Source organism: Streptomyces sp. NPDC020884 (assembly GCF_044333935.1).
GTDB lineage: Bacteria > Actinomycetota > Actinomycetes > Streptomycetales > Streptomycetaceae > Streptomyces.
This window is the reverse complement of record NZ_JBIRRY010000004.1, coordinates 497050-517697: the sequence shown is the minus strand read 5'-3', so window position 1 is coordinate 517697 and position 20648 is coordinate 497050. Positions and strand designations below refer to the sequence as shown.

Here is a 20648-nt window from a genome sequence, read left to right as displayed (position 1 = left end):
GACCGTGCGCCGCCGAATCGCGGTCCGGGTCGCCGCTCAGGCGTCGAGCACGGCGGTCGCCTCGACCTCAACCAGGTGTTCGGGGACGTCCAGGGCTGCGACGCCCACCAGCGTGGCGGGCGGTGCGGCGGTGGTTCCCAGTCTCGCGGCGGCCCGGGAAAGGCCCTCCAGGAGCAGGGGCATCTTCTCGGGCGCCCAGTCCACGACGTACACGGTCAGCTTCGCCAGGTCGTCGAAGGTCCCCCCGACCGCGGCGAGGGCCGTGCCGACGTTGACGTAGCACTGTTCGACCTGCGCGGCGAGATCGCCGGCGCCGACGGTGGCTCCCGTCCCGTCCCAGGCGACCTGCCCGGCGATGAAGACCAGTTTCGATCCGGTCGCGACCGACACCTGCCGATAGACGCCGATCTCCGGCAGTCCGCTCGGGTCGACCAGGGTGATGGCCATGCTGTCCGCCTCCTCGTACGGGGGGCCGTGGCCCCCGCTTTCCACCGGACCGGCCGATTTCCGGTCACTTGTGGTTACTCGGAAACCGTAGGAGAGTGAACGCTGACATGGAAGAACGCACTTTTCGGTGACGGGGGAACCTGATGGTGACCAAGCAGTTCAGCGGCTCGCCCGAGGACGCGGATCTGCGGCGCGCGGACTCGCTGGCGCGGGAGATCTTCTCCGACGTGGCCAACAAGTGGGCCCTCCTGATCATCGAGTCCCTGGGCGAGGGCACCCTCCGCTTCACCGAGCTGCGGGGCGCGGTCGAGGGCATCAGCCACAAGATGCTCACCCAGAACCTGCGGATGCTGGAGCGCTACGGACTCGTCGAGCGGTGTGTGCACCCCACCGTGCCCCCGCGGGTGGAGTACACCCTCACCGAGCCGGGGCAGGGCCTGCGCCGGACGGTCCATGTGATGTGCGACTGGACCCATGAGCACATCGGTCACATCGAGGCCTCCCGCCGCGCCTTCGATGCCTGAGGGCCCCGGGGGCGGCTAGCCGTCCTGCCGGCCGAACCAGTCCAGGCACAGCACCAGCGCGTCGTCGGGCGTCTCCGTGCCCCGGTACTCCCCCAGTTCGCCGAGCATCGCGCGCGGGACGGTGGCGGCCGGCAGGAGCCGCGTCGACTGGATGGCGCGGGCCAGCATGCGTTCGCCGTACGCCTCGCCGAGCGGGGACACCGCGTCGTAGACGCCGTCGCTGAACAGCAGCAGCCGGTCGCCGGGCTCCACGTGGAACTCCTGGACCGTGTACTGCGACTCCTCGAACATGCCGAGCGGAAGCTGAGCGTCCAGCTCCACGCGGCGGACCGTGCGGCCGCGTTGCAGCCACAGCTGGGGCGATCCCGCGTCGACGACGCCGACCCGGCCGGTCGCCAGCTCGAAGCGGAGCAGCAGGGTGGAGACGTGGGAGGCCCCGCGGTGCTGGTCGTAGAGGGCCTGATCGGCCAGGGCCGCCTGGTCCGCGATGCCGATGCCGGCGCGGCGGGCGTTGCGCAGGGCGTTGACGGCGAGATTGGTGAGGAGGGAGGCCTGTATGCCCTCGCCCATGCCGTTGGTGACCGCGAGGGTCAGCTCGTCGGCGTCGGCGGCCCAGTCGAAGTTGTCGCCGTGGATGGCGTACGCGGGCTCCAGCTGGGCCCCGATCGCGAACTCGGCGGCGGTGCAGGCGCGGGCGGGCAGCAGTTGCCACTGCATCTCGGCGGCGAGGGTGAGGCGGGTGGTGCGCCGGGCGCGCTGGTACAGGTCGGTGTCCCGTTCGGCGACCAGGATCTCGTGGCCCAGCAGGTCCGCCACGTGGGTCAGCTCGCCGACCAGCTCTGGGGTCGACAGGGCCTGGGGCAGCCGGACGGTGAGGATCCCGAGCCGTTCGCCCCGTACGGTCACGGGCAGGTGATGGTCCACGGCGTCGTCGTGCCGGACCTGCTGTTCGCGGGGCTCCTGGCTGCCGAACGCCCGGCCCTCGGGGCTGTTGTGGAGGGACAGCGGCTCGCTCTCGCCGTCGGGCCGGTCCAGGGATTTGAGGACCCGCAGACCGTAGTCGGCGAGGTGGAGCTCCACCGCGAGGGCCCCGTAGACGCTGCAGAGCTTGTCCCGCAGGGTGCCCAGCAGGGCGTGCGGCGCGGCGGCCCGTACGGCGGCCTCGATGTCCGTTCTTCTGTTCACGGTCTCTCGCGCAATCTTCGTCCTGCGACGTGGTAGGGGCCGGGCTCGGGCTGACAAGCGGGCCTGACGAGTGACACAGTGGCCGAATGCCCCACCGAGGATTTCGCCCGAGCAGTCGCGAACAGGCGTCCGCCGTCGCCGTCGCCGCCTCGGAGCTGCTGGAAGTGCTGTGGGGCCGGGGCCAGGAATCCGCCGCCTCGGGAACCGTATCGCCTTCCCAGCTTCGGGCCCTGCTCGTGATCGAGAGGCAGGAAGGCACCAATCTGCGGGCGCTGGGCGAAGCCCTGGGCTCGCGTGCCCCCTCCGTCAGCAGGCTCTGCGACCGGATGGAGGCGATGGGACTCCTTCAGCGGGCGCCCAGCCCGACCAGTCGGCGAGAGGTGGAACTGCGGCTGAGTCAGCGCGGCCGTGCCCTCATCGAAGAGTACCGGGCGCTGCGCGCCGGCGAACTGAACGCCGTGCTGGAGCGGATGGATCCCGCCGCTCTCGGCGCTCTCGCCGAGGGCCTCACGGCCTTCCACGCCGCCGCTTCGGAGCGCCTTTCCCCGCAAAGGGACACGGGCGGCTCTCCACTCCGCGATGATGTCGCCGACAGCGCCTAGCCTCATCCAGCTCCTGCTTTCGCGTCCATCGGCTCTCCGCCTTGCGACAGCCCACCGGGCAACCGTCGGGGACCAGATTGTTACCCGATGGAGAATGTTGTCAAATGGCAACTGTTACTTCTATCGTTGCCCCGTACCCCGCCGCGACCAGGGACGGAACCATGCCGACCCGTCCGGCAGAACGGCTCTCCGCCCCCCTTCCGACCGCCCGAGGTGCCTTCCGTGCTTTCAACGCCCAACGAAGACAGAGCCGTCAGAATCACCACCCGACAGGAGCGGGGTGCTCTGGTCCTCACCGTGTCGGGTGACCTCGATATCGACACCGTCGCGCCGCTCGGCCTCGCTCTGAGCGCGGCGGCCGACGACGGCTCCGGCCCGGTCGTCGTGAACCTCTCCGGCGTCGGCTTCGCGGACTCGACGACAGTGAACGTGCTCCTCCAGGGACACACCGCGCTCGGCCACCGGCTGCGGTTGGCCGCCCCGTCCCCGTTCATGCGGCGGCTGATCGACATGATCGGCCTCGACAGCGCGCTGCCCGTCCTGCCGGGCGTGGACGACGCCATCGACGCGATCCTGCCTTCCTGACTCCCCCGCCCCGGCCGCGGCGGGGCGGCTACCGTTCCCCCGCGCCCGCCCCGGGCGCCCGGTCGAACACGCAGTCCCCGCACAGCCCGCCGCCCGGACAGCGCCAGTACAGGCAGCAACTGCGCCGCCGGAACGCCGGACCGTGCGGGGAGCCGGTGGCGCGCAACGCCTCGTCGTCGAAGAGCTCGGCCGCCAGTGCGCGGGCCCGTGCGGCCACGTCCGGCCGGTCGTGGGCGCGCGCGAAGGCGACGAGCTCGCGTACGGCTCCGGCGAGCGCGGACCCCGCGTTGCCCCACAGCAACTGCGCGGAGATGTTCCCCTCGCGCCGGAACGCCTCGGACAGCGGGACCAGATGCCCGTACTGGACCTCCTCGCGGATCCGGGCCGCCGTGCCGGGCAGCTCGGCCGTCTCCGCGAGCCACAGGTCGTCCGGCGAGGTGGCCGACGGGTCCCAGTGCAGGGCGCCGGGCGACAGGGCGGGGATCCGCCCGAAGAGCGCGGCCGGGCCCAGGGCGAGGGACCAGAGCCGGGCGGCCAGCCCGAGCTGGGCGATAGAGGCGGCGACCCTGCGCTCGGGGGCCGCGAGTCGCGACGCGACCTTGTCGACACGCGCGGCGAGAAGGCCGTTCTCCCCCGCGTACACCTGCTCGAGCGGCCGGTGCCCGCCACCCGGCACCGGGGTCGTCCGCAGCGCGAAGAACCCCCCGACCGACGCCAGTAGCCCCAGGTCCACGCCCTGTCCCTCCTCGGTTCCCGGCCGGTCTCCGGGCCGCCCCCGCGAGCGGCCGCACGGACACCGGCCGTGTCGTCCTCGCCGCTCACCGTATCCGCCGGGCGGCAACTTCTGACGGCTGGGGGCGGCAGGACTACCGTCGGGAGGAGGACGTCGGTCCGACGGGCGTACTCCTGGGGCAGTACGCCGAAGTGCAGTCTCAAGGACGACGACGTGGGGCCCCGGACGGGACATCGTGGTGTACATGAGCTCCCTTGCGTTGTCCGTGCTGCTGTCACTGATCTCCGCGGTCGCCTACGCGGCCGGGGCGATCATCCAGGAGCGCGTGGCCGCGACCGGTGACAACTCCTCGTACGCCCTGCTGCGCAACGGCGTGTGGTGGGTCGCCGTCCTCCTCAACGGGATCGGTGCGGTCCTGCACGTGGTGGCGCTCGCCTACGGTCCGCTCAGCCTGGTCCAGCCGCTCGGGGCGCTGACGATCGTCTTCGCCCTGCCGATGGCGGCCCTGTTCGTCGGACGCCGGGCCGGAGCCACGGCCTGGCGCGGCGCGCTCATGGCGACGGCCGGGCTCGGCGGACTGCTGGCCCTGACGGGCAACGCCGCACCGCACACGCTGAACGGTCCCGAGCAGCTGCTGCTGGCCGTGGTGACGTTCGGTGGCGTCGGCGCGCTCGTCGTCCTCTCCCGCACGCTGCGCCGCCCGGTCCTGCGCAGCATCGTCCTGGCCACGGGCGCGGGGGTGGCGTTCGGTATGGCCTCGGTGTTCACCAAGACCGTGGCCGTGGAGTGGACATCCGGTTCGCTGCGCTCGGGCGCACCGCCGCTGCTGGTGATCGCCGGGCTCGCGGCGGCGGGCCTCCTGCTGTCCCAGGCGGCCTACCGGGGCGCCGGTCTGACGGCTCCGCTCGCGACGGTGACCGTGGTCAACCCGGTGGTGGCCGCCGCGATCGGCATCACCCTGTTCGGCGAGCACTTCCGCCACGGCGTCGCGGGCACCGTCCTGGCCCTTTCCTGCGGGGCCCTGGCCGCCGGCGGGCTGATCCTCCTGACGCGGGAGCGGCTGAGCGCGGAGCACGCCGATCAGGCGCGGACGGACCCCGAGGCGGCGGGCGCGGAGGAAGAGCGCGCCGCCCCGGCCGCCGGTCCGGGGTACGCGGCCCCCGGCGCGGAGGTGCGGCCGAGCGGAAGCGCCGCGCCGTCACCGGGCGGGGCGGGCCTCGCGCCGGGGCGCAAGCCCGTGCCGCACGACCCGTCGCCGCCCCTGCCGCCGGGGCACGCGGTGCCGCAGGTGGAGTTCGGTGCGCCGGGCCCGCTCGCGGAGCAGCGGCGGCGCGGTGGAGCCACCCTGCGGCGCTCCCGCTCCGAACGGACGGTTCAGACCCTGACGCCGCCCGCCCGGAGGTAGGCGAGCGGGTCGACGTCCGACCCGTAGCCGGGGCCCGTGCGGATCTCGAAGTGCAGGTGCGGGCCCGTGCTGTTGCCCGTGGAGCCGGAGCGGGCGATGCGCTGCCCGCCGGAGACCGACTGCCCCGCGCGCACGTGGAGCGCGGAGAGATGGGCGTACTGGCTGTACTTGCCGTCGCTGTGCCGGACGACGACCTCGTAGCCGTACGCTCCGGCCCAGCCGGCCGAGACGACGCGTCCCGGGGCCACCGACTTCACCGACGTCCCGGTGGGCACGGGGAAGTCCACGCCGGTGTGGTAGCCGCTGGACCAGGAGCCGGCCTGCCGGTAGGGGGTACCGGTGCCCGCGGCCACCGGGGCGCTGAATCCGGAGTGCTTCACTGCGCGCTCCGGGGCGGGCTGCTCCTTCTTGGGAGCGGCCTTCTTCGGCGCCTCCTTCTTCGGAGCCTGCTGCTTCGGGGCTTCCTTCTTGGGAGCCTGCTGCTTCGGGGCCTCTTGCTTCGGCGGTTGCTGCTTCGGGGCTTCCTTCTTCGGCGCGGCCTGCGCGGGTGCTTCCTTCTTGGACTCGGCCTTGCGCTGATCCGCCTTCTTGGCCTCGGACGCGGCCGCCGGAGGCTTGGGGGCGGTCTGCCGCCCGGCCTTCCCGGGGCTCACCCCCGCCCGGCTCGGGTCGAGGCTCAGCCGCTGTCCGGGGAAGATCAGGTCCGGGTCGCCCCCGACGACCGTGCGGTTGGCCGCGTAAAGGCCCTGCCAGCCGCCGCGGACCCGCTGGGCGGACGCGATCCCGGAAAGGGAATCCCCGCTCGCGACCGTGTACGAGTCACGCTTGCCCGGCACATGGGTGGGCGTCGCCGCGGCGGGACGGGTCTGCGGCTGTCTGGGCGGCGCGCTCTGCGGCGCGGCCGCCTGGACGGGCCGGCTGCCCGCGCTCTGCGGCGCGGCCGCCTGGACGGGCCGGCTGCCCGCGCTCTGCGGATCGGTCCCCGCCCCCGGGTCGGTCGCGGGCGCGTCGCCGCCCCGGGTGAGCCCTGCCCGTACGGAACAAGTGGGCCAGGCGCCGGGGCCCTGGCCGTCCAGGACCTTCTCGGCGACGGCGATCTGCTGGTCCCGGGTGGCGAGGTCGGCGCGCGGCGCGTACTGCGCACCGCCGAAGGCGGCCCAGGTGGAGCCGCTGAACTGCAGCCCGCCGTAATAGCCGTTGCCCGTGTTGACGGCCCAATTGCCGCTGGACTCACAGGCGGCGACCTTCTCCCAGACCTCAACCGGCGCGGCCCCCGCCGAGGCTGCGGTGATGAGCGGGAGCGCGATGCCCGCGCCGCCCGCCGTCACCGTGAGCGAGGCACGGTTGATCCGGCTGGGCTGGTACCTGCGGTGCCGTCCGTTCGCGGCCATACTTGGCTCCCCCACTGGCTTTGGGACATGTCGCAAGGGGCAACGTAGGTCGGTGCTGTGACTGATCACAAGCAAAACGTGATACTCGGCCGCTCCGGGCCGCTCGGTGGCCGGAATCCGATGCCCGCCGATCCGACCGGGACCGCGTCCGGCCGGACCCACCTCCGGCCGAAGCCGCGAACTTCCCTCGTCCCCGGATGCGTTCAGCCCTCCCGGGACCCCTCCGGCCAGGCACGCATGGCCACCTCCGCGAGCGTCTCGAGCTCCGCACGGCTCGCGCCGTCCCGCGCCTGCTGCGACATCCCCTGGATGACAGCCGCCGTATAGCGTGCAAGCCCCGCCGCGTCGGCATCCGCGGGCAGCGCTCCCGCGTCGATGTCTGCCTGGATCCGCCGCTGGAACTCCGTCACGTTCCGCGCCCGTTGGCCGCGCAGCGCCGCCACCACCTCGTCCGACGAGCAGTTCTCGGCGGCACTGAGCACCATGCAGCCGTGCGGCCGGCCGGCCGCCGTGTACTCCGCCGCCGCCTCGTGCAGCATCCGGGCGACGCCGCGTCGCGCGGTCGGCTCCTCGGCCATGGCACGGTCGCCGAAGCCGCCGAAGAGGACCCCGTACGTCTCCACGACCTCTCCGAAGAGGGTGCGCTTGTCGCCGAACGCGGCGTACAGGCTCGGTGCCGCAATGCCCATCACGCGCGTCAGGTCAGCGATCGACGTCGCCTCGTACCCCTGCTCCCAGAAGGTCAGTGTCGCCTTCCGGAGAGCGGCCTCCCGATCGAAGGACCGTGGCCTGCCGCGCTGTTTCGTCGCCATGCGCCAATTCTATAGCGACCACTAGAGAACGTGCTACGGTCCTTTCTGTAACGACCGCTAATAAACAAGAGGGGGGCGGAGCCATGGGCTCGCTCACGGGGAAGACGGCACTGGTCACCGGCGGCAGCAGGGGCATCGGACGGGGGATCGCCGAACGGCTGGGACGAGACGGAGCGGTCGTCGGCGTGCACTACGGCAGCAATGAGTCAGCGGCCGCTCAGACCGTGGCCGCCATCGAGGCGGCGGGCGGCAGGGCGTTCGCGCTCGGCGCGGAGCTGGCGGCCCCGAAGGCCGCCGCCGCGCTCTGGGCCGCCTTCGACGCACACGCGGACGGCCTGGACATCCTCGTCAACAATGCCGGGATAGGCACGTCGCAGAAGTTCGCGGAGATCGAGGAGGAGGAGTACGACCGGCTGTTCACCGTCAACGCCAAGGCGCCGTTCTTCCTTACCCAGCTGGGGCTCGACCGACTGCGGGACGGCGGCCGCGTCATCAACATCTCGACGGGCCTCAGCCACGCGGCGATGATGCCGGACCTGATCGCGTACGCCATGTCCAAGGGCGCACTGGACGTGTTCACCCGGTATCTCTCCAAAGTGCTGGGCAGCCGGGGCATCACCGTCAACGCGGTGGCGCCGGGCATCGTGGACACCGACGTCAACGCGGACTGGCTGCACGCGAGCGACGAGGCCTGGGCCGAGGCGGCCGCCCTGTCCGCCCTGGGGAAGGTCGGCACCCCGGCCGACATCGCCGACGTGGTGGCCTTCCTGGCCTCGGACGCCGGACGGTGGGTCACGGGCCAGTGGATCGACGCGACGGGCGGTTCGCTGGCCTGAAGAGTGTCGCCCAACTGCCGCCCGCCGGGCGATGGTTCGACCCACCGCTGCGGAACAACCGGGCAGCGCCTCCATGGAGAGCGCTCTCCGTCAGTGCTATAAAGGCGCTCATGACGGATGATCTGCGGTCGGCCGGAGCACCCACCCTGGAGGACGTGGCGCGGGCGGCCGGCGTCTCACGCGCCACCGTGTCCCGGGTCATCAACGGGGTGCGCAATGTGGACCCGATGATCCAGGAGGCCGTGCGCCAGGCGGTCTCCGTGACGGGCTACACCCCCAACCGGGCGGCCAGGTCGCTGGTGACCCGGCGGGCCGATGCCGTCGCTCTGGTGGTCTCGGGCGCGGGTGTCGAGCCGGAGGCGGCTCCGGAGACGGCTCCGGAAGGCCCCGGCGGCGGGGCGTCCGGGGGCGGGAACGGGCCCAGGGACGGGAATGGGTCCGGGGGCGGGAATGGATCCGGGGGCGGGTCCGGCGACGCGGGCTCGTTCACCGCGCAGGTGTTCGCCGACCCGTTCTTCGGCCGGGTGGTGACCGGGGTGGTCAACTACCTGCGTCCGCGCGGGATGCACCCGGTGCTGATGTTCGCGGAGACCTCGCGGGCGCGCGAGGAGGTGGTGGCGTACCTGCGGCAGGGCAGCGCGGACGGGGCCCTGGTCGTCTCGACGCACGCCGAGGATCCGCTGCCCGCCCTGATCGCGGACGCCGGTCTGGCGGCCGTCCTGTACGCGCGCCCGGCGCGGCCGGTCCCGGTCAGCTATGTCGACCTGGCGCACCAGGACGGCGCACGGCTGGCGGCCGAGCACCTCCTGGGCCGGGGCTGCCGCCGGATCGCGACGATCAGCGGCCCGCTGGACGTCCCGGCGGGCCAGGCCCGCCTGACGGGCTTCCGGGACACCATGGCGCGCCACGGGCACCCGTACGTCCCCATCGTCGAGGGGCAGTTCACCCAGGAGAGCGGCGAGGCGGCGATGGAACGGCTGCTGGCGGAACATCCGGACCTGGACGGAGTCTTCGCCGCCAACGACCTGATGGCCCTGGGGGCCTGCCATGTCCTGCGGGAGCACGGCCGCTCGGTGCCGGGGGACGTGGCGGTGGTGGGCTTCGACGACAGCAGCGCGGCCCTGGCCTGCCGCCCGCCGCTGACGACGGTCCGCCAGCCGGTGGAGGGGATGGCGGCCGAGATGACGCGCCTGCTGCTGGACCGGCTGGCCCGGCCGGACGGCCCGGTGACCTCGGTGATCTTCGAACCGGAGCTGGTGATACGGGGCTCGGCCTAGGGCCTGTGCACGAGCGGCACCGGCGCTGGTCGGCGGACGGAACATCGACTGGTCGACGGCGAGCGTCGATTCGACCTCCCGCCGGGCTGACCAGCATGCCGCCGGGGCGATCTAGTAGTACCCCTTCACCTCGTCGAGCAGCTCCCGCACGATGTCCGCGTGTCCCACATGCCGCCCGGTCTCCTCGACGAGGTGGATGAGTATCCAGCGGAGGTTGGCGCCGCCGTCGCGGAAGTCGGGGTGGCGGCCGACGTCGTCCAGGGAGGCCGCGGCCACGATCTCGTTGCTGCGGGCACACTGGGCCTCGTACTCCACGAGCAGCTGCTTCAGCGGAACGCCGTCGGCCTTCCAGTCGGCGCCCTCGTCCGTCTCGTCGAAGGACGGGTTCTGGGTCTTGTCGCCGCCGAGGAAGACCACCTCCAACCAGGTGTGCTCGACCCACCGCATGTGGCTGATCAGCCCGGCCATCGTCATCGCCGGCGAGGTCGGGACGAGGGAACGCCGCGCGTCGGCCTCGCTCAGACCCTCGCACTTCCATCGCAGGATCTGCCGCTGGAGGTCCAGCCAGCCGATGAGCGCGGTGCGTTCGTCGGCCTGCAAGGGGGGACGCTCAAGTGAAGGTGCCATGCCCGCACGTTACGCGGTCACAAGATCAGCGGACAGGCCCTGGGCCCCGGCCTGGGCCCCGGCCGGGTCACGACGCTGATCGACGGGAAACGCCCCGGTGATCAACCCGCTCCCTGTGTGTCGGCCCGCCTCGTCAGGTCTGCCGCGATGTCGTCCCAGTCCGGCCCGTGCAGCCACAGGTTCTCGGCGGCCTCCCGCATCAGCGCCGGCTCGTCCGGTCGCTGCAACAGCACCAGCCGATAGGCCAGGTTGCGCACCCAGACCGGCAGGAGGCCGTCGACCGCGTGCGGGCACAGCTCGCGCAGCATGCCGAGGATCGCGTCCGCGTCCGCGAAGGTCAGCTCCTCGACGAAGAAGTGCTCCCGGTGCTCGAGGTCGCACGCAGGCGTGGGGCGGTACTCGTCTCCGTAGAGGCAACGCGCGTGCTCGGTCAGGGTGCTGTGCATGCCCCGGAGCCTATGACGCGCGGCGGGACCCGGGGGCTCGCGGGCGGTGCCGGAACGGGCGCGGCCCCCCGGCCTCAGCTCGACGGCGTGCGGTGGCGTTCCCGGACCGCCTGGACCGCCGTACGGGTCGGCGCACCGGTCGTGCCCGGCCCGGGGCGGCTGCCTCCCCGGGTCAGGAAGTCGGCGAGCGGGAGCGTCGCCGCGCCCACGGTCACCGCGTCCGGGCCGAGGCGGCCCATCTCGATGGTCGTGCGGGCCGCCGCGTGACGCAGGGCGTACTCGTTCGCGTACCGGCGGATCTCGGGCAGCAGGCGCGGGCCGATGAGCAGGCCCGCCCAGCCGCCGATCAGGATCCGCTCGGGCAGGAAGAGGTTGATCAGGTCGGCGAGGGCCGCGCCGAGGCATTCGGCCGTCTCGTCGAGGAGCGCGAGCGCCACCGGGTCCGGACGGGGGCCGCCGGGCCCCGGATAGGCGGCGGCGAGCAGCGCGGCGAGCGCGGTCTCGTCGTCGGCGTGCTCGGGCAGCGGGCCGCCCGCCTCGCGCCAGCGCTCCCGCAGGGCTTCCGCGCCCGCGTACGCCTCCAGACAGCCGATGGAGCCGCAGCGGCACCGGCGGCCGCGCAACTGGACGGTGGTGTGGCCCCATTCGAGGGCGAGGCTGGTGCGGTCCTCGTCGAGGATGTCGCCGTGGTCGACGCAGGCGCCCACGCCCGAGCCGATCAGCGCGATGGCGGCGGCGCCCGCGCCCCGGCCGCCGCCGAACCACATCTCGGCCTGGCCGAGCGTCTTGGCCCCGTTGTCGATGAAGAGCGGCACCTCGGGCGGCACGTCGACCGCCTCGCGCAGCAGCTGCTCGAAGGGGACCGCACGCCAGCCGATGGTCTGGCCGTGCACCACCGCACCGCGCCTGCCGTCGGGGCCTTCGGGGCCGTCGCGCTCGATGATGCCGGGGACCCCGATGCCGATGCCGAGCAGTCGGCGCGGGTCGGCGCCCGCGTCGCGCAGCACGTCCGCGACGCCGGTGCGGACATGGGCGACGATGCGGTCGACGTCGTAGCCGTGCTGGGCCAGCAGCCTTTCGGTGCGGGCCAGTTCGGTGAGGGAGAGGTCGAACAGCTCGACGCGGACCCGGGTCTCGCCGATGTCGATGCCGACCAGCAGCCCGCCGTCCGGGGCGACGCGCAGCAGCGTACGGGGGCGGCCGCCGTCCGAGTCGACGATGCCGGCCTCCTCCAGCAGCCCCTCGGCGGACAGTTCCGCAACGACGTTGCTGATGGAACCTGAACTCAGGCCCGTGACCGGTCCGAGCTCCTGACGGCTCAGCGGGCCGTCGAAATACAACCGTTGCAATACCCTCGCCCGGTTACCCCGTCGCAGGTCACGCACGGTCCGTCTGTTGCGCTCGGCCATGTTGCTCCTTCCCTTCCAGGAACATACCCCGGTCCCAGACCTTGACGCGACCTTCTCTCACCTCTTAAATCACGGCATAAATTAAGTCATGGAGGCCGTTCGGTTCCCGAACGCAGCCATCCCCGGAAAGGGGCCACCTCACATGCGTCATGTCAGAGCCGCCAGCGCCGCCACCCTCGCCCTCGCCATCGCCGTAGCCGCCACCGGCTGTGGCGGCGGGACGACCTCGGGCGGCAGCAACGAGTCGCCGAAGACCCTCACCTACTGGGCGTCCAACCAGGGGCCCAGCATCGAGGCCGACAAGGAGATCCTCACTCCCGAGCTGAAGAAGTTCGAGAAGGAGACCGGGATCAAGGTCAAGCTGGAGGTCGTGCCGTGGGCCGACCTGCTGAACCGGATCCTCGCCGCCACCAGCTCCGGTCAGGGCCCGGACGTGCTGAACATCGGCAACACCTGGTCGGCCTCGCTCCAGGCGACCGGCGCGCTCCTGCCGTGGGACGAGGCGAACTTCGAGGCGATCGGCGGCCGGGACCGCTTCGTCGACTCGGCGGTCGCCTCGGCCGGCAAGGCGGGCGAGCCGCCGGCCGCCGTGCCGCTGTACTCACTGGCGTACGCCCTCTACTACAACAAGAAGATGTTCGCCGACGCGGGCATCGAGAAGCCCCCGGCCACCTGGGACGAGCTCGTCGCGGCCGGACAGAAGATATCCAAGGACGGCAAGTGGGGGCTGGGCGCCGAGGGCGGCAACCTCTCCAACAACATCCACCAGACCTTCGTCCTGGGCCAGCAGCACGGCGCCGACTTCTTCGACGAGGAGGGCAAGGCGACCTTCACCTCGGACGGAGCGGTCGCGGCGGTGAAGCAGTACATCGACTTCATGGCTCAGGACAAGATCATCGCTCCGGGCAACGCGGAGTACGCCCAGAACCAGTCGCTCACCGACTTCGCCAAGGGCAAGACGGCCATGGTGCTGTGGCAGGCCGCCGCCTCCACCTTCGCCGCCCAGGGCATGAAGCCGGAGGACTGGGGCGCGGCCCCGGTGCCGGTGCCCTCGGGCACGCCGGGCGCGGACAAGCAGACCAACTCCATGGTCGCGGGCATCAACATGGCGGTGTTCAAGAACACCAAGAACATCGACGGCGCGAAGAAGTTCGTGAAGTTCATGACGAGCGACGCCGAGCAGAAGCTGCTCAACAAGACCTACGGATCGATCCCGCCGGTCAAGGCCGCGCAGGCCGACGCCGCCTTCGGGGCGCCCGACCTCAAGGTCCTCCGCGACACCCTCGCCACCAGCGCAGCCCCGCTCCCCCAGGTCCCGAACGAGTCGCAGTTCGAGACGGCCGTGGGCACAGCGGTCAAGGAACTGTGGGCGGACGCGGCGGCAGGTCGCCCCGTCACCGACGAATCCGTCAAGTCGCGCCTGGAAAAGGCCCAGCAGACGATGCAGCAGTGAGGCCCTGATCCATGACCGCCACCGTCACCACGGACCCCGAGGTCGACAAGTCGACCGGCAAGGGTACGAGCCGGGGCACCGGGGGTGCGCGCAGGAGACTGCCGCGCATCCCCGACCGGATCCGCCGCGGCGGACTGCCCTATCTCCTGCTCCTGCCCGCCGCCCTGCTCGAACTCCTCATCCACATCATCCCGATGGTCATCGGGATCGTGATGAGCTTCCGTCAGCTCACCCAGTTCTTCATCAACAACTGGGGCGCGGCGCCCTGGACCGGCCTCGACAACTACCGGATCGCCGTCGACTTCGACGCGCCGATCGGTGAGGCCCTGCTCCACTCGTTCCTCGTCACCTGTGTCTTCACGTTCTTCTCCGTCGGCCTCGCCTGGCTGTTCGGCGTCACCGCGGCGATCCTGCTCCAGGAGAACTTCCGCGGCCGGGGCTTCCTGCGGGCGGTCTTCCTCGTCCCGTACGCCCTGCCGGTCTACGCGGCCGTCATCACCTGGGCGTTCATGTTCCAGCGGGACAACGGGCTGATCAACCACGTGCTGCACGACCAGCTCGGCATCACCGACGAGCCGTCGTTCTGGCTGATCGGCGACAACAGCATCTACACCCTGATCATCGTCTCGGTGTGGAAGGGCTGGCCGTTCGCCTTCCTCATGCTGATGGCCGGGCTCCAGAACATCCCGCGCGAACTGTACGAGGCCGCCTCCATCGACGGCGCCGGCATCTGGCAGCAGATCCGCCGGATCACGCTGCCCTCGCTGCGCCCGGTCAACCAGGTCCTGGTCCTCGTGCTCTTCCTGTGGACGTTCAACGACTTCAACACGCCGTACGTCCTGTTCGGGAAATCGGCGCCGGAGAGCGCGGACCTGATCTCGATCCACATCTACCAGTCGTCGTTCGTCACCTGGAACTTCGGCACCGGATCGGCCATGTCCGTCCTGCTGCTGCTCTTCCTGCTGGTCGTGACGGCCGTCTATCTGTTCTTCACCTCGCGCGGAAGGAAGGGCGCCGATGTCTAGCCCCGCACGGCCGCCGGGCGCCACCCGGACGCGCCCGGCCCGCTCCCCGATGGCCGCGCCGCAGTCCTTCCTCTGGACCCGCCGCATCGTCCTGACGCTGCTCGCCGGCTTCGTCCTGCTGCCGGTCTACGTCATGGTCAGCAGCTCGCTGAAGCCGCTCCAGGATGTGTCGGGGAAGTTCCAGTGGATCCCCTCGACGCTGACGATCCGGCCGTACTTCGACATCTGGGAGACCGTCCCGCTCGCCAAGTACTTCGTCAACTCGCTGATCGTGGCGGGCTCGGCGACCGTGCTGTCGGTGACCATCGCGGTGTTCTCCGCCTATGCGGTGAGCCGCTACCGGTTCCGGGGCAAGCGGGTCTTCACCGTCACGGTGCTGTCCACGCAGATGTTCCCGGGGATCCTCTTCCTGCTCCCGCTGTTCCTCATCTTCGTCAACATCGGCAACAGCACCGGCGTCGCGCTGTACGGCTCGCGCGGCGGGCTCATCCTGACGTATCTGACGTTCTCGCTGCCGTTCTCCATCTGGATGCTGATCGGGTACTTCGACTCCATCCCGCGCGATCTCGACGAGGCCGCGCTGGTCGACGGCTGCGGCCCCGTCCGCGCGCTGTTCCAGGTCGTCGTACCTGCCGCCGTCCCGGGAATCGTCGCCGTGTCGGTGTACTCGTTCATGACGGCGTGGGGCGAAGTGCTCTTCGCCTCCGTCATGACCAACGACGCCACCCGGACCCTCTCCGTCGGCCTGCAGGGCTACGCCACGCAGAACGACGTGTACTGGAACCAGGTCATGGCGGCGTCCCTCGTCGTCAGCGTCCCGATCGTCGTCGGCTTCCTGCTCCTCCAGCGCTACCTGGTGGCCGGTCTCACCGCGGGAGCCGTCAAGTGACCTCCGTAGAAAGGCAGTACGTGTCGGACCTCAACTCCCTCCCGGCCGACTTCACCTGGGGCGTCGCCACCGCCGCGTACCAGATCGAGGGAGCCGTGGCCGAGGACGGCCGCTCCCCCTCGATCTGGGACACGTTCTCGCACACCCCCGGCAAGATCGACGGCGGCGACACGGGGGACGTGGCCTGCGACCACTACCACCGGGTCCCCGAGGACATCGGCCTGATCCAGCAGCTCGGCGCGGACGCCTACCGCTTCTCCGTCGCCTGGCCGCGCGTCGTGCCCGGCGGCGACGGGCCGGTCAACAAGGCGGGCCTCGACTTCTACGACCGGCTCGTGGACGGCCTCCTGGAGGCCGGCGTCACCCCGTTCGCCACCCTCTACCACTGGGACCTGCCGCAGGCGTTGCAGGACCGGGGCGGCTGGACCGTACGGGAGACCGCGGAGCACTTCGCCGCGTACGCCTCCCACGTGGTGGAGCGGCTCGGCGACCGGGTCAAGGACTGGGCGACGCTCAACGAGCCGCTCTGCTCGGCCTGGATCGGGCACCTGGAAGGCCGGATGGCGCCGGGCCTCACCGACCTCACCGCCGCCGTGCGCGCCTCCTACCACCTGCACCTGGGCCACGGCCTGGCCGTGCGGGCGATCCGGGCGGCATCCTCGGATGCCCGGGTCGGCATCGTCAACAACCTCAGCCCCATCGAGCCGGCCAGTGCGAGCGAGGCCGATGTGGCCGCCGCCCGCCGCGCCGACGGCCACATCAACCGCTGGTGGCTGGACCCGATCCTGGGGCGCGGCTACCCGCAGGACATGGTGGCGGAGTACGGAGTCGAACTCCCGGTGCGGCCGGGCGACCTGGAGACCATCGCCGCACCGCTCGACTGGCTGGGGCTGAACTACTACTTCCGCCAGATCGTCACCGCCGACCCCGACGGCGCCGCGCCCCGGGCCAGGCAGGTGTCCGTCCCCGGCGCCCGGCTCACCCACATGGACTGGGAGGTCCACGCCGAGGGCCTGGAACAGCTGTTGCTGCGGCTGACCGAGGAGTACGGGGTCGGACGCATCTACGTCACCGAGAACGGCTCGGCGTTCGAGGACGCCGTCGCGGCGGACGGCTCGGTGCACGACCCCGAGCGCGTCCGCTATCTCGAGGAGCACCTCGCCGCCTGCGCCCGCGCGGTCGGCAGGGGCGCGCCGCTGGCCGGATACTTCGCCTGGTCGCTGATGGACAACTTCGAGTGGGCCTACGGCTACGACAAGCGGTTCGGCCTGGTCCACGTGGACTACCCGACCCAGCGCCGTACGGTCAAGAGCAGCGGCCGCCGGTACGCGGAGCTGGTCCGGGAGCACGCGGAGCGACGCGGCGGCCGGACGGCCGCCTGACCCGCCGGGCCCCTGGGTCCGGTCGAACGGCCGTCTGCCATGCGCCACCCGGCAGGCGGCCGTTCGACGACCGGCCCTGGGAACGGCGTCAGGCGAGCAGGGTCTCCCGCAGCCGGGCGCCGAACGCCACCGGGTCCTCGGTGAGACCGACATGGCCCCCGGTTCTTCAGGCTCCTCCGAGTTGTCGGTTCCGCCGGACTTCGGCTTGTGCATAGGTGGTCAGTGCCCAGTCTGTAGCGGCGGTACAGCAGGGGCCAGGGGTGATGTTCAGCGTTCGAGCAGGGGCACAACGGCGCGGGCGAACTCTGCCGGCTCGGCGCTTGCGCCCACGTGGTTGCCGGGCATGTCGATCAGAGGTAGTCCCAACTGGCCGGCGAGTGCCTGGGTGGCCCGGCGTGCCATCTGGTGATGGCTCAGCGTGCCGGCGCACAGCGCCACCGAAATCCGACGGGTGGCTTCGATGTCGGGCACGTAGAAGACCGTGGGGCCGGCCATCCGCCCCAGGAAGTAGCGGTTCTTGTCGAGTTCCTCAGGCGGCAGCTCGGGTAGAGCCATGTGCGTGGGAGGCGTCTGATCCGGGCCTGTGTGGTGGCCCGCGCCGCTGAAATCGAAGAACTCTTGCACCGCCCATTGGGGGTCAGTTTCCGCCGCTGTGAACGCTGTCGCCGCGCGGTCCGTCAGGTCCGCGTCGTCAAGGAGAGATACCAGGGGTGGCTCATGCAAGACGGCCCGGTCGACCAGGTGGGGATGCTGCTTGGCCAGCTCTAGCAGTGTCACGGCACCACCACTGGTACCGACGAACAGTGCGGGCCGGCCGGTGAACCGGTCGACGAGTGCGGCAAGGTCCCCAGCCAGGACCTCGGGCGTGGGCGCAGCCATCCCCGATACCGCGCGGCTGGCACCGATGCCGCGCGGATCGTGGGTGACGACCCTGAACCGTCCTGCAAGCTCGTGCGCCAGCGCTGCAAAGCCAGCTCGTCCCGCCGGCGCGCCGACGAGGAACAGCAGTGGCCCCTCGCCCTGGACGCTGAAGGCGATCGTGCAGTCCGGCCGGTCGAGAAGTTCCAGCGAACTCGTGATCCGATCGCTGTAGTCCGCGATCTTCCGGCTGATCACTTCGAGGGCACGGTCCAGCTCCTCGCGGCGATCTTGGACGCGACGGCGGTGAGCCGTGAGCAACTCCAGCCGGAGACCGGCTGGATCTGTGACCTTGTCGTCGGCGCCTGTGAACTGCGCAATGTCGGCGAGTGGCATCCCCGTCTCACGGAGATGAACCAACATCCGGATCAGCTCGACATCGGCCGTCGTGTATTGGCGACGGCCAGCGTTGTCGCGCCGAGGAGACGGCACGATCCCCTGACGTTCGAAGTAGCGCAGCGTGTCGGGTGCCAGACCGATCCGCGCCGAGACCTCCGCGATGCTGAACAGCTCATCTGCCTTATCCATTCCACAAGCCTCAGCGTTGGACCTTGGTACAAGTCAAGCGGTCACCACCCGGCAAACTCAATCAACCTGTACGGATGGCTCGACGACCTGGGCATTCCTGATGGCACGCCGTACCTGTTGTCACCGCGCTTCGTCTACGACACGGACCTGAACTCGTACTTCCATCGGGTGAACCTCTTGGAGGGCCCGCTGAACGGGCAGAGCACATGCTCCAGGAAGACGGGTCGTCGGTCCTGCGCGGACCGTCCGACGGCCCGGAGAACGAAGCGTCAGCGGCAGCCACGGAGGTCCGTGGCTGCCGCTGACCGCCTCGCCGCGCCGCCAGCGGGGATGGGACGGCGCGGCAGGCTCCGGATCCGGTGGGATCAGCTCCGGTAGACGCCGAACTCGTAGAGCGAGTAGCCCCACGGAGTGCCGCGCTCGGTCGCGCTCACGCGGACGTAGCGGGCGTTGCCGGCGACCTCGATGTCATCGATCCCGCCGTTGCCGGCCGTCTGGGTGTGGACGGTGTTCCAGTCCTGCCCGTTGTCCGAGGTCTGGACGGTGTACGCCTTGGCATAGGCGGCCTCCCAGGCCAGTTGGACGTGATCGAAGGAGGTGGCCGACCCCAGGTCGACCTGGATCCACTGCTGGTCGGCCCAGTCGCTGGCCCAGCGGGTGTCGAAGGAACCGTCGACGGCGTTGGCCGCCGGGCAGGGGCAGCCGACGCTGTCCGGCTGGAAGGACGAGGCCTCGGCGGGCTTGCCGGAGGCCAGGTTCACCCCGCCGACCTGCGGCGGCACCACCTTGAAGGACTTCGACTCGATGCCGACGTTGCCCTTCCCGTCGGTCGACTTGAGGTAGACCTTCCAGACGCCGAGCCGGTCCGGCGCGGTCACCTCGAAGGTGCCGTCACCCCGGTCGGTGAAGACCGCGTCCGTCAACTGGCCGCTGTCGTCGATGTACTTGGAGTTGACCAGGACCTGGTGGGTCAGCGCGTCGCCGTCCGGGTCGGAGACCGACGCCTTGAGGGTGAACGGCCGCCCCGCCTCGACGGCGGAGGCGTTGTCGACGGTCATGCCGCTGATGACCGGCGGGGTGTTGTCGCCGGAGGTGTCGGCACCGTACGCCTCCTTCACCGCGTAGTAGGACAGCCGCTTCTGGCCCGCGGGCAGCAGGTTGAACCAGACGCCGCCGAAGTCGTACTCGGTGCCGTAGTGGAACAGCGTGGCCCCGAGCGCCACCCCCTGGTGCCCTTCGACGCAGTCCCAGGCCCGCTGGTAGCCCTCGGCCTTGGCGACGTCGCCCGGCTCGTCGGGTACGCCGTTGACGTCGTCCGGGACCTCCCACTCACCGGCGGGCCCGCCCTCGGTGACGATGTAGGGCTTGTCGTAGCCGCCGCTCTCCCAGGTGGCGCGGATGTCGCAGACGGCGTCGTAGGAGTTCACTGCGTACAGATCGAGGTCGGGCGCGTTCTTCTTGTAGTACGGCCAGGCCCCGGTCCAGGCGTCGGTCGAGGTGACCGGGTGGTTCGGGTCGACCGCGTGGATCTTCTTGGCGATCTCGTTGACGAAGGTGGTGTAGGCGTCGCGCTGCTGCTCCAGCTCGTCGCCGCTGTAGCAGTTCTGCAGACCGAGCACCGACTCGTTGCCGACGTTCCACATGAGGACGCCCTCATGGTCCTTGTAGGTCTCCACCCACTTCGGGAACTCGGCGAGCATGTCGTTCTTGTAGGCGGTGTCCGTCAGGTAGTTCACGCAGCCGCCGCTGCCGGGACCGCCGCCCGGCTGCAGCCAGAACCCGGCGATCACCTTGATGCCGTTCCCGGCCGCGGTGTCCAGCAGAGGCTTCGTGGTGGCGTCGGTGCCCCAGGTACGGATCGTGTTGACGCCCATCGACTTCACGTCGGGCATGTACTGACCGGCGTCCGCGACGGACGGGCCCCAGGTCAGGCCTTTCACGGTGTACGGGGCGCCGTCCACGGTCAGCTGCCAGGCCCCCTGGGAGCCGGTCACCTTCACCACACTGCCGGCGGCCTGGGCGGTGGACGCCGGAAGGGCGGCCGCCGCGGCGGCCAGGAGTGCGGCGACGGCGAGACGCGCGGTGGTACGGCCCCGGGGGCGGGGCGGCCGTCGGAATCGGGACGTGATCATGGGGGGAGGGGCTCCTCACGGGAGTGCGGGTGGAGGTGCGGA

The 20648-nt window shown here is 71.1% G+C and carries 20 protein-coding genes and 1 pseudogene; 11 read left to right on the top strand and 10 right to left on the bottom strand.

All coding sequences use genetic code 11. The annotated features are described in order from the left end of the window. Positions 1–36: 36 nt before the first annotated feature. On the bottom strand, positions 37–447 hold the full coding sequence (locus ACH4UK_RS16495) for a RidA family protein (protein ID WP_398356860.1): 411 nt from the start codon (positions 445–447) through the stop codon (positions 37–39). 143 nt (positions 448–590) lie between these two features. Between ACH4UK_RS16495 and ACH4UK_RS16490 the strand changes: the two genes are divergently transcribed. Continuing rightward, entirely contained in the window at positions 591–971 is a 381-nt protein-coding gene (locus ACH4UK_RS16490) for a winged helix-turn-helix transcriptional regulator (protein WP_398356858.1), read from the top strand. Between the two features lie 15 nt (positions 972–986). Here the strand turns inward: ACH4UK_RS16490 and ACH4UK_RS16485 are convergent, their stop codons facing one another. Then, entirely contained in the window at positions 987–2156 is a 1170-nt protein-coding gene (locus ACH4UK_RS16485) for a PP2C family protein-serine/threonine phosphatase (protein ID WP_398356857.1), read from the bottom strand. Positions 2157–2242: 86 nt separating this feature from the next. Between ACH4UK_RS16485 and ACH4UK_RS16480 the strand changes: the two genes are divergently transcribed. Together ACH4UK_RS16480 and ACH4UK_RS16475 are read left to right on the top strand one after the other, a co-directional pair. Then, positions 2243–2758, top strand: coding sequence for a MarR family winged helix-turn-helix transcriptional regulator (locus ACH4UK_RS16480; RefSeq protein WP_398356855.1), 516 nt, complete (start codon positions 2243–2245; stop codon positions 2756–2758). A gap of 222 nt (positions 2759–2980) precedes the next feature. Further along, positions 2981–3343 (top strand): STAS domain-containing protein, encoded by a 363-nt coding sequence (locus ACH4UK_RS16475; RefSeq protein WP_398356853.1) that lies wholly within the window; start codon positions 2981–2983, stop codon positions 3341–3343. Between the two features lie 28 nt (positions 3344–3371). On the opposite strand, the gene ACH4UK_RS16470 is transcribed toward ACH4UK_RS16475, so the two are convergent. Then, positions 3372–4076 (bottom strand): (2Fe-2S)-binding protein, encoded by a 705-nt coding sequence (locus ACH4UK_RS16470; RefSeq protein WP_398356852.1) that lies wholly within the window; start codon positions 4074–4076, stop codon positions 3372–3374. 244 nt (positions 4077–4320) lie between these two features. Between ACH4UK_RS16470 and ACH4UK_RS16465 the strand changes: the two genes are divergently transcribed. Next, positions 4321–5481 (top strand): DMT family transporter, encoded by a 1161-nt coding sequence (locus tag ACH4UK_RS16465; RefSeq protein ID WP_398356850.1) that lies wholly within the window; start codon positions 4321–4323, stop codon positions 5479–5481. On the opposite strand, the gene ACH4UK_RS16460 is transcribed toward ACH4UK_RS16465, so the two are convergent. Then, the gene (locus ACH4UK_RS16460; protein ID WP_398356849.1) at positions 5451–6872 is read right to left on the bottom strand and encodes a transglycosylase family protein; all 1422 of its coding nucleotides are present in this window, start codon (positions 6870–6872) and stop codon (positions 5451–5453) included. The two genes, ACH4UK_RS16465 and ACH4UK_RS16460, sit on opposite strands and share 31 nt — an antisense overlap. A 203-nt stretch (positions 6873–7075) precedes the next feature. Continuing rightward, entirely contained in the window at positions 7076–7684 is a 609-nt protein-coding gene (locus ACH4UK_RS16455) for a TetR/AcrR family transcriptional regulator (protein ID WP_398356847.1), read from the bottom strand. 83 nt (positions 7685–7767) lie between these two features. On the opposite strand from ACH4UK_RS16455, the gene ACH4UK_RS16450 reads away from it, so the two are divergent. From ACH4UK_RS16450 to ACH4UK_RS16440, 3 genes and pseudogenes are all read left to right on the top strand, one after another. Then, positions 7768–8520 carry an SDR family oxidoreductase gene (locus ACH4UK_RS16450; RefSeq protein ID WP_398356846.1) on the top strand — a complete coding sequence of 251 codons (753 nt, stop codon included), beginning with the start codon at positions 7768–7770 and terminating at the stop codon, positions 8518–8520. Positions 8521–8630: 110 nt separating this feature from the next. After that, complete coding sequence (locus ACH4UK_RS16445; RefSeq protein WP_398356844.1) at positions 8631–9797, top strand: LacI family DNA-binding transcriptional regulator; 1167 nt, start codon at positions 8631–8633, stop codon at positions 9795–9797. Between the two features lie 5 nt (positions 9798–9802). Continuing rightward, positions 9803–9906, top strand: a pseudogene (locus ACH4UK_RS16440) (IS5/IS1182 family transposase); the annotation flags it as partial. A gap of 2 nt (positions 9907–9908) precedes the next feature. On the opposite strand, the gene ACH4UK_RS16435 reads toward ACH4UK_RS16440, so the two are convergent. The 3 genes from ACH4UK_RS16435 to ACH4UK_RS16425 form a co-directional block, all read right to left on the bottom strand. Continuing rightward, entirely contained in the window at positions 9909–10424 is a 516-nt protein-coding gene (locus tag ACH4UK_RS16435) for a DinB family protein (protein ID WP_398356842.1), read from the bottom strand. A 101-nt stretch (positions 10425–10525) separates the two neighbouring features. Then, a complete protein-coding gene (locus tag ACH4UK_RS16430; RefSeq protein ID WP_398356840.1) occupies positions 10526–10870 on the bottom strand; it encodes a hypothetical protein in 345 nt (114 codons plus the stop codon). Between the two features lie 74 nt (positions 10871–10944). Then, entirely contained in the window at positions 10945–12279 is a 1335-nt protein-coding gene (locus tag ACH4UK_RS16425) for an ROK family protein (RefSeq protein ID WP_398356838.1), read from the bottom strand. 142 nt (positions 12280–12421) lie between these two features. On the opposite strand from ACH4UK_RS16425, the gene ACH4UK_RS16420 reads away from it, so the two are divergent. From ACH4UK_RS16420 to ACH4UK_RS16405, 4 genes are read left to right on the top strand one after another with little or no spacing between them, the layout of a single operon-like run. After that, positions 12422–13732: an ABC transporter substrate-binding protein gene (locus ACH4UK_RS16420; protein WP_398356836.1), complete on the top strand. Its 1311-nt coding sequence runs from the start codon at positions 12422–12424 to the stop codon at positions 13730–13732. 11 nt (positions 13733–13743) lie between these two features. Further along, positions 13744–14757: a carbohydrate ABC transporter permease gene (locus ACH4UK_RS16415; RefSeq protein ID WP_398356834.1), complete on the top strand. Its 1014-nt coding sequence runs from the start codon at positions 13744–13746 to the stop codon at positions 14755–14757. Then, positions 14750–15646: a carbohydrate ABC transporter permease gene (locus ACH4UK_RS16410; RefSeq protein WP_398356832.1), complete on the top strand. Its 897-nt coding sequence runs from the start codon at positions 14750–14752 to the stop codon at positions 15644–15646. Before ACH4UK_RS16415 ends, ACH4UK_RS16410 begins: the two co-directional genes overlap by 8 nt. A gap of 20 nt (positions 15647–15666) precedes the next feature. Next, entirely contained in the window at positions 15667–17028 is a 1362-nt protein-coding gene (locus ACH4UK_RS16405; RefSeq protein ID WP_398357003.1) for a GH1 family beta-glucosidase, read from the top strand. 267 nt (positions 17029–17295) lie between these two features. Here ACH4UK_RS16405 and ACH4UK_RS16400 read toward each other — a convergent pair whose 3' ends face one another. Both ACH4UK_RS16400 and ACH4UK_RS16395 read right to left on the bottom strand, forming a co-directional pair. After that, positions 17296–18474, bottom strand: a complete 1179-nt coding sequence (locus ACH4UK_RS16400) for an alpha/beta fold hydrolase (RefSeq protein ID WP_398356830.1) — start codon at positions 18472–18474, stop codon at positions 17296–17298. A gap of 365 nt (positions 18475–18839) precedes the next feature. Next, positions 18840–20606 carry a discoidin domain-containing protein gene (locus ACH4UK_RS16395; RefSeq protein ID WP_398356829.1) on the bottom strand — a complete coding sequence of 589 codons (1767 nt, stop codon included), beginning with the start codon at positions 20604–20606 and terminating at the stop codon, positions 18840–18842. Between the last annotated feature and the right edge of the window lie 42 nt (positions 20607–20648).

Excerpts from the sequence above, each read along its gene's own strand:
- ACH4UK_RS16495 (WP_398356860.1), bottom strand. The coding sequence starts at position 447 with ATGGCCATCACCCTGGTCGACCCGAGCGGACTGCCGGAGATCGGCGTC.
- ACH4UK_RS16490 (WP_398356858.1), top strand. The coding sequence starts at position 591 with ATGGTGACCAAGCAGTTCAGCGGCTCGCCCGAGGACGCGGATCTGCGG.
- ACH4UK_RS16480 (WP_398356855.1), top strand. The coding sequence starts at position 2,243 with ATGCCCCACCGAGGATTTCGCCCGAGCAGTCGCGAACAGGCGTCCGCC.
- ACH4UK_RS16465 (WP_398356850.1), top strand. The coding sequence starts at position 4,321 with ATGAGCTCCCTTGCGTTGTCCGTGCTGCTGTCACTGATCTCCGCGGTC.
- ACH4UK_RS16460 (WP_398356849.1), bottom strand. The coding sequence starts at position 6,872 with ATGGCCGCGAACGGACGGCACCGCAGGTACCAGCCCAGCCGGATCAAC.
- ACH4UK_RS16455 (WP_398356847.1), bottom strand. The coding sequence starts at position 7,684 with ATGGCGACGAAACAGCGCGGCAGGCCACGGTCCTTCGATCGGGAGGCC.
- ACH4UK_RS16450 (WP_398356846.1), top strand. The coding sequence starts at position 7,768 with ATGGGCTCGCTCACGGGGAAGACGGCACTGGTCACCGGCGGCAGCAGG.
- ACH4UK_RS16445 (WP_398356844.1), top strand. The coding sequence starts at position 8,631 with ATGACGGATGATCTGCGGTCGGCCGGAGCACCCACCCTGGAGGACGTG.
- ACH4UK_RS16435 (WP_398356842.1), bottom strand. The coding sequence starts at position 10,424 with ATGGCACCTTCACTTGAGCGTCCCCCCTTGCAGGCCGACGAACGCACC.
- ACH4UK_RS16430 (WP_398356840.1), bottom strand. The coding sequence starts at position 10,870 with ATGCACAGCACCCTGACCGAGCACGCGCGTTGCCTCTACGGAGACGAG.
- ACH4UK_RS16425 (WP_398356838.1), bottom strand. The coding sequence starts at position 12,279 with ATGGCCGAGCGCAACAGACGGACCGTGCGTGACCTGCGACGGGGTAAC.
- ACH4UK_RS16420 (WP_398356836.1), top strand. The coding sequence starts at position 12,422 with ATGCGTCATGTCAGAGCCGCCAGCGCCGCCACCCTCGCCCTCGCCATC.
- ACH4UK_RS16415 (WP_398356834.1), top strand. The coding sequence starts at position 13,744 with ATGACCGCCACCGTCACCACGGACCCCGAGGTCGACAAGTCGACCGGC.
- ACH4UK_RS16410 (WP_398356832.1), top strand. The coding sequence starts at position 14,750 with ATGTCTAGCCCCGCACGGCCGCCGGGCGCCACCCGGACGCGCCCGGCC.
- ACH4UK_RS16400 (WP_398356830.1), bottom strand. The coding sequence starts at position 18,474 with ATGGATAAGGCAGATGAGCTGTTCAGCATCGCGGAGGTCTCGGCGCGG.
- ACH4UK_RS16395 (WP_398356829.1), bottom strand. The coding sequence starts at position 20,606 with ATGATCACGTCCCGATTCCGACGGCCGCCCCGCCCCCGGGGCCGTACC.